The organism is Vibrio genomosp. F6 (genome assembly GCF_005146325.1).
Lineage (GTDB): Bacteria > Pseudomonadota > Gammaproteobacteria > Enterobacterales > Vibrionaceae > Vibrio > Vibrio cortegadensis.
Genome location: NZ_SYUT01000061.1, coordinates 1 through 12,444 on the forward strand (window position 1 = coordinate 1; position 12,444 = coordinate 12,444).

Annotated in this window: 11 protein-coding genes; 2 read left to right on the plus strand and 9 right to left on the minus strand. The window is 43.3% G+C overall.

Translation table 11 applies throughout. The features are described 5' to 3' along the window. Positions 1–194: 194 nt before the first annotated feature. The 6 genes from gabT to FCV43_RS18055 form a co-directional block, all read right to left on the minus strand. Positions 195–1,466, minus strand: coding sequence for a 4-aminobutyrate--2-oxoglutarate transaminase (gabT, locus tag FCV43_RS18030; protein WP_113796410.1), 1,272 nt, complete (start codon positions 1,464–1,466; stop codon positions 195–197). Positions 1,467–1,593: 127 nt separating this feature from the next. Beyond that, positions 1,594–2,019 (minus strand): universal stress protein, encoded by a 426-nt coding sequence (locus FCV43_RS18035; protein ID WP_113796412.1) that lies wholly within the window; start codon positions 2,017–2,019, stop codon positions 1,594–1,596. A 1-nt stretch (position 2,020) separates the two neighbouring features. Then, the gene (locus tag FCV43_RS18040) at positions 2,021–3,343 is read right to left on the minus strand and encodes a TRAP transporter large permease (protein WP_113796414.1); all 1,323 of its coding nucleotides are present in this window, start codon (positions 3,341–3,343) and stop codon (positions 2,021–2,023) included. Next, a complete protein-coding gene (locus FCV43_RS18045) occupies positions 3,340–3,918 on the minus strand; it encodes a TRAP transporter small permease subunit (RefSeq protein ID WP_113796416.1) in 579 nt (192 codons plus the stop codon). The genes FCV43_RS18040 and FCV43_RS18045 overlap by 4 nt, the downstream gene beginning before the upstream one ends. A gap of 126 nt (positions 3,919–4,044) precedes the next feature. Next, positions 4,045–5,079, minus strand: coding sequence for a TRAP transporter substrate-binding protein (locus FCV43_RS18050; protein WP_113796418.1), 1,035 nt, complete (start codon positions 5,077–5,079; stop codon positions 4,045–4,047). A 323-nt stretch (positions 5,080–5,402) separates the two neighbouring features. Continuing rightward, positions 5,403–6,842, minus strand: a complete 1,440-nt coding sequence (locus FCV43_RS18055) for an NAD-dependent succinate-semialdehyde dehydrogenase (protein WP_113796420.1) — start codon at positions 6,840–6,842, stop codon at positions 5,403–5,405. Positions 6,843–6,994: 152 nt separating this feature from the next. Between FCV43_RS18055 and FCV43_RS18060 the strand changes: the two genes are divergently transcribed. After that, positions 6,995–7,927: a LysR family transcriptional regulator gene (locus FCV43_RS18060; protein ID WP_113796434.1), complete on the plus strand. Its 933-nt coding sequence runs from the start codon at positions 6,995–6,997 to the stop codon at positions 7,925–7,927. A gap of 98 nt (positions 7,928–8,025) precedes the next feature. Here FCV43_RS18060 and lhgO read toward each other — a convergent pair whose 3' ends face one another. Both lhgO and glaH read right to left on the minus strand, forming a co-directional pair. Beyond that, positions 8,026–9,285, minus strand: coding sequence for an L-2-hydroxyglutarate oxidase (gene lhgO / locus FCV43_RS18065; protein ID WP_113796422.1), 1,260 nt, complete (start codon positions 9,283–9,285; stop codon positions 8,026–8,028). A 124-nt stretch (positions 9,286–9,409) separates the two neighbouring features. Next, positions 9,410–10,369, minus strand: a complete 960-nt coding sequence (glaH, locus tag FCV43_RS18070; protein ID WP_113796424.1) for a glutarate dioxygenase GlaH — start codon at positions 10,367–10,369, stop codon at positions 9,410–9,412. Positions 10,370–10,540: 171 nt separating this feature from the next. On the opposite strand from glaH, the gene FCV43_RS18075 reads away from it, so the two are divergent. Continuing rightward, positions 10,541–11,416 carry a LysR family transcriptional regulator gene (locus FCV43_RS18075; RefSeq protein WP_113796426.1) on the plus strand — a complete coding sequence of 292 codons (876 nt, stop codon included), beginning with the start codon at positions 10,541–10,543 and terminating at the stop codon, positions 11,414–11,416. A 78-nt stretch (positions 11,417–11,494) separates the two neighbouring features. Here the strand turns inward: FCV43_RS18075 and FCV43_RS18080 are convergent, their stop codons facing one another. Further along, on the minus strand, positions 11,495–12,193 hold the full coding sequence (locus tag FCV43_RS18080) for a hypothetical protein (protein ID WP_136995935.1): 699 nt from the start codon (positions 12,191–12,193) through the stop codon (positions 11,495–11,497). Between the last annotated feature and the right edge of the window lie 251 nt (positions 12,194–12,444).

Below are 12,444 nucleotides of genomic sequence, written 5' to 3' on the forward strand. Positions count from 1 at the left end.
ACTACCCTGCCAGATAGGGTATAAGCCTACATATATCACAAACCATTCGACGACTTTTCAACAGAACAGCCCCATAAATTTATCGAAACTTTGGGATTTTGAGGCCTGAAGTAGGCCCTGATACGCTAGCACTAACAAAAAGGACCGAGTGATAACACTTGGTCCTTATTAACAACCCTTGATAGTGGATTAAATCACACCACTTCTATGATTATTTTCTCTAGTTTATCTAAACCTTCACTAAGCACTTCTTGCTCAATCGTCAATGCTGGAAGCAAACGAATTACGTTGCCTTTAACACCACAAGAAAGCAGGATTAGGCCGTTTTCTTGCGCCTTGCTAATAATGGTTTTAGTCAGTTCTTGCAAAGGCTGACCGGAATCCGGATCAGTAAATTCGATAGCCATCATCGCACCAGTAGTACGAACTTCACCAATCTCTGGTACTGATTGCTGTAGTTTCGTCATACGAGAGTAAACAACCTCACCAATACCCATTGCTTTGGCGCACAAATCTTCTTCTTCAATAATTTTCAGTACTTCTAAACCTGCCACACACGCAAGTGGGGATCCGGCATAAGTGCCTCCTAATCCCCCCGCAGTAGCAGAATCCATTACCTCAGATTTCCCCACAACCGCAGAAATAGGGAAGCCACCGGCAATACCTTTTGCCATGGTGATCATATCCGGCTCAATATTCAAATATTCAGTAGCAAACATTTTACCAGTACGTGCAAAACCTGTTTGAATTTCATCAGCAATCAACATAATTCCGTGTTTATCACAGATTTCACGTAGACCTTGAGCAAATTTCACTGGCGCTTGATAAAAGCCCCCCTCACCTTGAACAGGTTCAAAGATGATCGCGGCAACGCGCGAAGGTTCGATATCACAAGCAAATAAATCTTCCAACGCTTGTAGGCTTTGCTCAACACTAATGCCATGAAACTCATTAGGATAAGGAGCATGGTAGATTTCACTTGGGAAAGGACCAAAATTTGCTTTATATGCTGCTACTTTCCCTGTTAATCCCATAGTTAAATTAGTACGGCCATGAAACCCGCCTTTAAATGCAATTGCACCACTACGCCCTGTGCGCGCGCGGGCAATTTTAATTGCGTTTTCAACAGCTTCTGCACCCGTAGTTAAGAAAACTGCTTTTTTATCGCTTTCTCCCGGTGCAACTTGCGTTAATTTCTCTGCCAACTCAATAAATGAGGCATATGGAGTAACCAACGCACACGTATGAGAGAAGTTATCTAACTGTGCTTTCACCGCTTCACTAATACGTTTATTTGAATGACCCGTATTGGTGACGGCAATGCCCGCGGCAAAGTCGATATATTTATTCCCTTCTACGTCCCACACATGTGCGTTTTCTGCTTTTTCAACATAAAGGGGATAAAGAGCGCCCATGCCTTGAGCAATGACTTGGCTTCTTCTTTGGTGCAATTGTTGGTTGGTCATCATCATTTCCTTGAGTTTGTTGCTTTTACTAATACGAGCTAGATGCCTCTTTCTATTTAGGCACTTACTTACCGGTTCTATCGCGATTCTTACAACGAACTATCAACTTAGTTGAATCGCTACTGCTTTACTTCACAACAAACACTGAGCAATGTGAATGTCGTACAATTTTTGCTGCGTTGGAACCAAGCAGATATGAGCGTAGTCTAGGCCTTGAAGATGCCATAACTATTGCGTCTGAATTTGATTTCTTTGCCTGTAACACAACTTCATCAAAAACCACTCCGCAACGCACAATACTCTTACCTAGATGGGGCTTCGGTACCAATTGTTCTAACATCGTCTGCACGCTATCAAACGCACTTTGATGCTGCGTTGAAAAAACGTTGCCCGATGCTGTGGGCACCGTTCGGCGATGAACACGAGCTTCATCGACATAAAGCATGTCAATGACCCCATCTTCAGCGATCAATTTAAGCGCCAAGTTAACTTCTCTTTTCACTACCTCTGGGTAGGCGAGATCAACGGGCATTAAGATACGTTGTAAACTCATATCAATTCACTCCCATCACTTTATTAGGTAGCCACATCACGACTTCTGGGAACAACATACACGTCACCAGCACGCACAACTTGAGTAAGATGAACGGCAAAATGGAGCGGTAGATATCCATCATACTGACACCCGGCGGTGCTATGCCTTTCAAATAGAACAAGGCAAAACCATAAGGTGGAGTTTGTACCGCAATCTCAATATTCAATATCATCAAAATACCGAACCAAATGGGGTCATAGCCGAGCGATACAACAATTGGCGTAAACAGCGGTGCACACATCAACACGATGATCAGTTCATCGATAATGAACCCGAGTAGCAACATGATGACTTGCAGCAAGATAATCACACCAAGAGGCGGTAACCCAAGATCTTGCGTAAGCTGTGCCACCATGTTTTGCACGCCACTGAGCATGTGGAAATTACTAAACAGTGAAGCGCCAAGAATGATCCACATTGACACGCTAACAAGCATTGCCGTTTCAAAACCCGATGATTTGAACATTTCAAAACGAAAACGCTTAAAGATAATCGCAAGAAAAAGTGCTCCAACAACGCCAATCGCTCCCGACTCTGTTGGCGTGGCGATCCCGGTAATAATGCTGCCTAATACGGCAACGATCAGCAGTAAAGAAAATAACCCGTCACGCGCGGTTCTCACCTTTTCTTTACCCGTCATTTTACTTTCACTGCCAGTCCCGAGTGGCGCTCTCTCAGGGTTCAATTTACAACTGATGATCACATAGCTGATTAGCAGCGTAATAGAGATGAGTGCAGGGATAATCGCAGCCAAAAACATGCGACCTACCGAGTTCTGCGTCGTTGCCGCGTACATGATCATTGGAATGCTTGGCGGGATCAGAATACCTAAGCCGCCACCTGCCATTATAACGCCGAGCGCCAGACGCTTATCATAACCACGTTCAAGCATTGGCTTAAGCGCGATACTGCCAGAAGTCATAATACCCGCACCAATAATGCCAACCATTGCGCCAATCATAGAACAGACGCCAATCACGCTGATCGCGAGTGAGCCTCTCAAGCGTCCAATCACCATTTGGCTGGCGTTGAACATCGCATCCCCAATACCTGAACGAGTCAGTAACTGCCCCATATAAATGTACAAAGGGATCGCTAACAAAATAAAACTAAAAAAGTTACTCTCAATGGTGGTTGGGACTAGGTTAAAAATGCCTTCTCCCCAGGTTAGATACCCCATACCCATAGCAATGCCACCCAAAGCGAGTCCAACTGGAGCGCCCAAGGCAAAGCTAAATAAAATACAGCCGATCAATAACAACGTTAGAACTTCAATACTCATACATCCCCCGCTTGTTCGATCAGCGTGTCTTGTTGTTCACTCTCTTCTGGTTCTTGTTCTATGAGTGTCTTACCCGTTAATAGGTAGTAGATGTCTTGCACCATATCGCTGGTAAATTGGACGATAAACGAGCCTGAAGCGACCATCATCATCACCCAGAAATGCGCCATGGATGGTGCCCATTCAGATTGACGTCGGTAATTAAACTCAAGTGCTTCTTCAAACTTTCCGAATGACATCATCAATACCACCGAAAGGAAAAAAATAGCCAACGAATATGTAAAAAGGTTAAACAAGGAGCGCACCCGTATTGACACTGAAAGGTAAAGCACATCAACGTTAATATGCGCTTTGTTTTGCTGCGCTAATGCGCCACCAAGTGCGGCGATATAACCAAATAAGAACAGCGATACGTCATAAGCCCAGATAGTCGGTTCTCCAAGCACATAACGAGAAAAAACTTCAAAAGCGACGGTGGCTGCAAGGAGCGGCATTAGCATCGAAGCAGAAAAGCCAATCCAATACACGAAGCGATTAATTCCTCGACAATAAGCCGTTAATATTTGTCTCAACATACACATCATCCCTGCCAGCATAAAAAGAAAGGGGGTCTACCCCCTCTCTCTGGTTTGCGATTTAAAAACGCATTCAAAATCTAAACTTTGATTTGAACTAGGCTAAATCGCCCGTCTTTAAAATGATTACTGGGTGTTTTGTACAATCTTAATTAGGCGTTGGCTGTATTTGTCTGCGTCAGCGTATTCCGTCCATAGAGAATCCGCAGCGCCATTCCATTTAACGACATCCTCAGCGCTTGGCTCTGGGCTCCATTTCATACCTTTCGATTCCATATCAGCAATCGCTTGAGATTCCCATAGACGTGACTTTGTCATCTGCTCACGAGCATGAACCGCACTTGCTGCACGTACAATGGCTTGTAGATCTTCTGGTAGCTTGTTCCACGCACTCTTATTGACGACGATTGGCAATGCTTGAGCGCCGGCAATTGGCAAACGGTACATGTACTTCGCCACTTCTACGTGGTTACCGTCACGGTGGTCAATGATGTTGCTGCCGATAGAGCCATCGATAACACCAGTCGCTAAGCTGGTGTAGATTTCACTCCATGATAGTGATGCTGGAGATGCACCTAAGTTACGTAAGAACTTACCGTAAGCACCCGGAGCGCGAATCTTCAGACCTTCGAAATCTTTAATTGAATTAATCGGTTCTTTGGTTAGAACATAAACTGGTAACTGGATATATGGTTCTAGCCAAACAAGGTTTTGCTTGTCGTAAGCTTCCTCTAATACTTCACCCCAACCTTTTTCATGGAACAATGCGCTTAGCTCGCCCACATCATCCGTCATACCTGGTAAACCAACTTCAACGACACCCGCAGGGAATTCACCCGCATGCATCGGTTGGAAAGGAGCCCCCATCGTCATTAATCCTGATTTAACCGAACCAAGTACACCCGTTTGACCAACACCTTCACCGGCATACATTACTTGAACAGAAATACGACCATTCGACATTGCTACAATATTATCAGCAAAGTTTTTATACACTTCACCATAGGCTGTACCGCGTGAGTATAGGTTTACAAAACGCCAGTTATGCTCAGCAGCGAAAGCCTGAGATACGGTAAAAAAAGAGCTCGAAATCGCCAATGCGTATGCAGCAACCTTTTTCGTTAGGCTTTTTTTGCTTAGCTTACTTAGGGTGTTAAACATGAATTATCTCCTTGATGTATTCCTGTTTGCTCTGGCTATGCCAGTAACAGTGCTGAAGTGACTTGTTACTTCCTCGTTGTCACCGTATTGTTAATGGTTACATTTTGGTTACAATTGATAAATTCGCATTTCTCCACCTAAAGTTTTACTGCGCTCAACCTTTCAACAGCACTTGTCTATTTTCTACAGATCACTCAACTTGAGACGAAAAAAAGCAGCACACTTGGTGCTGCTAAAGCATGAAACCCAAAAGGCCTGGAAGGACTCACTATTTGGGGAAGACATGTCAAAACCATACGGTCACAGAAAGAGAAACTCTTCGTTTATATGCCATGGCATAAGTATTTAATTTCTAGGTAATCTTCGATGCCATACTTAGAGCCTTCACGACCACAACCTGACTCTTTCACTCCACCAAATGGAGCAACTTCCGTTGAGATTATGCCTTCATTAATACCCACAATACCGTACTCAAGTACTTCGCTCATTCGCCAAACGCGGGCATGATCTTGAGTATAAAAATATGCGGCTAATCCAAATGGGGTATCATTGGCACGGCGCACAACATCGTCTTCATCATTGAAGCGAAATATAGTAGAAACGGGACCAAACAGCTCTTGGTGCGCAATGTCCATTTCTTCTGTCACGTTGGTTAAAATTGTTGGTTGATAAAATTGGTGACCAACATCGGAGATATGCCCACCTAAGGTTAATGTTGCACCTTGCTCAACAGCGGTGCTGACCAATTGAGCCACTTTATCAATCGCTTTTTGATTAATAAGAGGACCAATCTCGGTACCGTCTACCAAGCCATCGCCAATCACTAACTGACTGACAGCTTGGGTGTATTTATCCAAAAACTGATCATAGATAGCATCGTGAATATAGAGTCTGTTGGTGCAAACACAGGTTTGACCCGCATTGCGATACTTGGAAATCAGCGCGCCTTGTACCGCTTTGTCGATGTCTGCATCTTCGAAAACAATAAACGGGGCATTACCACCCAACTCCAGTGACACTTTTTTCACGGTTTCAGATGCTTGACGCAAAATGAGCTTGCCCACAGGTGTGGAACCGGTAAATGAAACCTTGCGAACCAAAGGATGGCGGCATAGTACATCCCCCACTTCAGCAGGACGAGAAGTCGTCACTACGTTGATCACACCTTTAGGAATTCCAGCTTTCTCAGCCAGTAACGCCATTGCGAGCGCACAAAGAGGGGTATCTTCCCCAGGCTTAATCACCACGGTACATCCCGCCGCAAGAGCTGGCGCCGCTTTGCGAGTGATCATCGCAATAGGGAAATTCCATGGCGTAATCGCCGTGACAACACCCACAGGTTGCTTAATCGTCATGTAGCGATTATTCGGATTTGCCGCGGGGATCACATCTCCATACATTCGCTTCGCTTCTTCGGCAAACCATTCAATAAATGATGCGCCGTAAATGACTTCACCGTAGGATTCCTTGTACGGTTTACCTTGCTCAGACGTCAGTAACTTCGCCAGTCCGTCTGCATTTTCAACCATCAGATCAAACCATTTTTTCATTAGACCCGCGCGGTATTTAGCTGTGGTTGTACGCCAATCTTGTAAGGCTGTATGTGCGGCAATAACGGCTGCTTCAGATTCTTCCTTACCCATATCAGGTACGGCAGTAATGATAGCGCCTGTTGATGGATTCACTATATTAACCTTTTTACCATCAATGGCTTCGACCCATTCTCCGTTGATCAAGCCACGGGATAAGACTAAATCTTTCATCACTTAAATTCCTACTGTTATAAACATTAACAACGTCAAAGATTAAAAAAACCAAATAACGCATAATCGGCAATGGATACAACAAAATTATAACAACTCGCCAAGGGAATAAATATTCCTCAGTAAACATGAAGTTTTACGAGCCTAAAACAATGACAAAAAATTCTTCGCCTGTCGGTCAAATTGGTGACTACGAAATAAAACAGCTCAAAATATTCAAGGTCGTCGCAGATTGTGGCGGTTTCTCTGCTGCTGAAACCGAACTCAATATCAGTCGTTCCACTATCAGTATTCATATTTCCAACCTTGAATCTCGAATAAATCTGATTCTATGCCGCCGGGGACGCTCTGGATTTTCTTTAACAGAAGAAGGCATCGTCGTGTATGAGGCAACCGTTAAATTACTAGGAGAACTGGACGATTTTAGAAATACTATCAACCATTTGGACATTCAACTATCCGGTAGCTTAACGATTCTATTCAGTGACAACATAAGCTTGGATCCTAGATCCTGCATGCCGGAGGTGATCCGTAATTTTTCCAGTATCGCCAAAGAGGTTTATTTAACGGCGGAAGTTTCACGGATGACGGAAATAGAAAGAATGGTGATGCAAGACGAAGCGGATATTGGCTTTATTCCCTTACATCGAGAACTTGATGGATTGGAATATGAGTATGTTTACACCGATATTTGCTACCTCTATGCCAGTACGGATAACCCATTAGCACAGCTTTCAGACACTGAATTAACCGATGAGGTTATTGATGGCTTTCCTGTTGCCTACGCTGGGCTAAAAACTCAAGAGCGCATCAACGGGCACTTGGCCAATATGAATCTAAAAGCCACTGCGTATAACTATGAATCTCGCATCACTTTGCTGCTCTCTTCTCGGTTTATTGGTTTTTTACCTGAGCATTACGCCAAACCTTATGTAGACTCTGGTGAGCTAATTGCCATTGCACCATCACGCCGTTATTACCATTTGGAGATCATGGCGATCACTAAAAAGACCAACGCGATAAATAAAGTACGTTCGCTGTTTATAAAAACCATGCGTGACTATTATCGAAAACAGAATGAATAACTGAAAAAAAGCAATACACGCGATCAAAAAGACCTGAAACACCCAACTAGCAAGTGGGTAATTCAGGTCTTTAAATTGACTAAATTAAGCGATGAAGACTAAGCGACGTTAGCCACATCTGCAGTATTCATTTCAACGATTGTGGGTTGCTGCTTCTTTACGATTTTATCGCAAATATATCCACCGATTGGAATTGCCGATGTAGCCGCTGGAGACGGTGCATTACACACGTGCAAACTGCGCTCGCTTTCAGCAAATAGAAAATCATGCACCAGCGAACCATCTTTTAGAACTGCTTGAGCACGGATACCTGCCGGATACGGCTGTAAATCTTCTACTTTGATGCTTGGGCAATATTTATTAACTAATTTCAAATACCCTGGTTTCCACCAAGAATTCTTGGTTTCAATTAATCCCGTTATCAAGTGCTTCGCTGACACTTTCCAAAACCCAACGAAACTGACCATATCTAATACGTCACGCAGATTAACGTTAATTTTGCCATACCCTTCACGCTTCCAGCCCTGAACTGCGTTAGGGCCAACCGTAACTGAACCATCAATCATGCGAGTTAAGTGAACGCCAAGAAACGGTAAATCAGGATCTGGAATTGGATAAATCAGATGATTAACGATGTTATTATATTTGGCAGGTAAACGATAATACTCACCACGATATGGAATTATTTGAAAGTCGGTTTCAATCCCCATCATTCGAGTCATTCGATCAGCCATTAAGCCTGAACAGACCACGAGAAATTGACCATCGAACACTGCCGATTCACCACAGCGCAAGGCCGATACGGTGACTTTTTCCGTCGATTCAGCCAAATCTGTTACTTCAGTATCAAGTGAAATCACCCCGCCCGCATCAACAAATTCTTGCGCCATTTTCTCGGTAACTTGCCGATAGCTGACGATACTAGTGGTTGATACGGCAATAGCCCCTAAACCGACAATATTAGGCTCACGCACTTTTAGCTCTTCTTGATCAATCAACTCCACATCAAGACCATTTTCATGGCAGCGCTGATACAGAGCTTGCATTCGTTTGACCTCTTCTTTCGACGTCGCCACAAGCAATTTGCCACAGTTCTCGACCGGGATATCATGCTTAGCACAAAACTCTGTGGTTGCCGCTACGCCGGCTTTACAAAACTCAGCTTTCAAACTGCCAGGCGCATAGTAGACCCCCGCGTGAATAACCCCACTGTTATGCCCTGTTTGATGGTGCGAAAATCCTGATTCCTTTTCGATCAACAATATCGACTTATCAGGAAAACGACTCTGTAACTGCCAGGCTGTAGAAACACCGACAATACCGCCCCCGATCACTACGTAGTCATACATTTTTTCCACGATTAGGTGCTCCTTCACTCTCATTATTCTAATTATAGTGTGTAGTTATAGCAAAACGGCTTTTACAATAAAGCCGTTTTACTATACGCCCCTTTTCACATTAAATAATGCGAGGGGCGTTAGATTAGCGTGTGAAGTGACCACGCTGGCGTAAAAGTTCACGCTTAAGATCTTGGTGCGCGACAAACTTATCACGACCGTGCAACCAACAGTGGTTTTGTACCACAAGCATACTACCGGTGTTCACTCGTACATTAATACAGTTACTGTCCGTCTCTAGAGACTCACTCATCTGATGCAAGTAGATACCTTGCTGCATGTTTTGCGGTTGAGCAAATTGGTCAATAAATAACATATGCGGTTTACCGATTTTATCTTCCTCAAAGAAGACTGGGTGCTCAATCGTATAGCCGATATTTTTACTTGGTGGCGCGGCCCATACGATATTTTGCTTCGCCATTGGATGGTTGTAGAACTTATCCAGATCTTGCCAGTCATCAACGTGAAGAAGAAGCGAGTCACCCATTTGCATGTTCTTCTCGTCCATCTTCATCATAAGTACGAAGTCGGTACGTTCATTAACATAAGTGCCATCGTTATGCAGCTCCATACGACGGTGCGCTTGACGTAAATAACTGTCACTGTTGTCTTCATTTTTTACGGTAAAGCGCGCGTAGTATTTACCAAACATGGAGTCAAAATTTGGAATACCAATTAGGTGAGAGATCGCGGTGGAAAGAATAACAAAGAAATCACGCTGCTCATCGCTGTCTTCAAACAATGCTTTCGCTTCCTCTGATGGCTCAAGTAAGAAAGCGCCTCTTTCACGATCTTCCATCGTTTCCACCAAGAACTGACCCAATTGGTAATCACACGCTTTATCTAACGCATCTGCCACGGCGAAGCGAAGAAACGGCTTGTACTCTAAAGATTGAAGGTTAAAGTTTTGAATTAGATCTGAAAACCTATCCAACGTTTCCTTTGTCAGCGTAACCACTTGTAAACGAGGGCTCTCTGGATGCAAAGAGATAGTAAATCCGCAACGTTCTTCTACGTTCTGGTTAAAGACCTTAGCAATATTCATTGTGTTACTTCCTTATTTGGCTGAGCAGCAAACTGCTATCTACATCATGTTGTTTAGATCAAGCGAATCTAACCGCCGCTTTGGTTAACAAAACTATAACGATTGCGAGTTTGTATTAACAATATATGGAGTGTATAGTTTCCATACACAAAATAGATGGTAAGAATTCAGATGGATTTGAAGCGACTGCACTATTTCAACCAATTAGCCAAAACGGGAAACTTTACTAAAACCGCAGATCAGCTTGGTATTGCCCAATCAGCATTGAGTACCAGTATCAAAAAGTTAGAACAGAAACTGGGCTTAAAACTGATCAACCGTACCGAACGGCAAATGAGCTTAACGGCGGAAGGGCAAGTATTACTACGCCATACAAAAATAATTTTGGAAGATGTAGAACAAGCAGAAAAAGAGCTACAAGAGCTAAAAGGGCTCACCAGCGGGGTGATTAATTTTGGCGCACCCGCGATGCTGGCTTCGTATTTTTTACCTGATGCACTAGAACAATTCAAAAAATCTTACCCGGGTATTCAGATCAATATTCAAGAAGCGGGTACCGCGACTTTAGCGCAGATGCTGGTAAATGGGGAACTCGATCTCGCCTTGATCCGTGGTGACCGAGAACATGAGCAGATCCGCCAAACATTACTCGCCTGCGATCAAATCGCCGCCTGTGTGCCTGTAGAACATCCATTCGCGGATCGAAAAAGCATTAGCTTAGACGAATTCTGTCAACAACCATTAGTGCTGTTCAAGAATGGCTACTTCTTACGAGAAACGGTTAATGCTTACTGCCAACAGCATAAATTAAAACCCAATATTCACTTTGAAACCAACCTACCAGAGCTGCTGAAATCAATGGTTAGACGCGAAATAGGCATTGGCACTTGCCTACCAATATTGGTTGCCGATGATCCACAACTTAAAGCGATTCCGTTTGAACCACCTATTCCCTTGCAGCTCGGAATTGGTTGGAAGTCGAGCCATTACCTTTCAACCGCAGCAAAAGCTTTTGTCAGCTTTCTACAAGGCACTTACCATCCCTAGTGACGTCAAATTGATAAGTGAAATCATCTTGTTTATTGCAGCAAGATTGAAGAGCAAAATAGCGGTTGTGTCGCAAAGTTAGGGTGAAGTACAAACTTCTTTTGCCAAGGCGAGCGCCTCGTCGATGTAACGCTTTGAACCACTCCAACGAGGGTGGTTAGTTCTAAAGCAATGGGTATCACCTATTTTAAAATGCCACAATCTCCTAGGATGAATCACACTTTGAGTTTCAAGCTCATGAAAGGTATCTTTTATAAACTGGTCTCGGGCTGAGCCAACCGTAAAAATAGCCACATTGGGTTTAAGAACTTCAAATTGCGCTCTGAGTAATTTGGCAGAAAGATATTCAATTACTTTAAACGAAGGAGCTTTCACCGGACTTTTTCCGTAATGGCTCACACAAAACTGGTTTGCCCAAACCGCGGCATTCTCAGGATCCAAACTGTTTGAATTTAAAGCCACAGATGATTTTTTGTAAAACTGACGAAAACGAGATCTTTTTGGAGCTTTAGTATTAAATTCACTTGAGCACTCCATTGATTCCAGTACTGCTTGATCAGTTACAGAATATTCATTTTTAAAGTGACATGTTCTATTTCTCCAACTTCTTGTCTCCTGACCGACGATCATCAACTTACATGAACTACTTTCGTAACTTTTGTGTGGACTAGCTAAAAATAATCCTGACAAGTTTTCATCTTGGAACAATGTTTTTAACTCAACATCGAGCAAAATATCTCTGTGCTTTTCCATCAACAGACTAACTAATGAACTCAATGGACTCTCCTGCTTATCTTAAATATGACAGCTATCTCAGACTCAATACTGAATTGATTCTAAATTGCTTATATATCCACAACACCAAGAAGACAATGACACATAAATATCGAAAAAACATAGAGATAGAGCAAATAAGAGAACGAATAAAGTTACAAGTAGCAGATGATAGTTTGACTGGTGTTATCATTTTTGGAACGTTAGCTGATGAGAGTCCTTTTGATAGTTCTACCGTATCCGCCCCATGAACC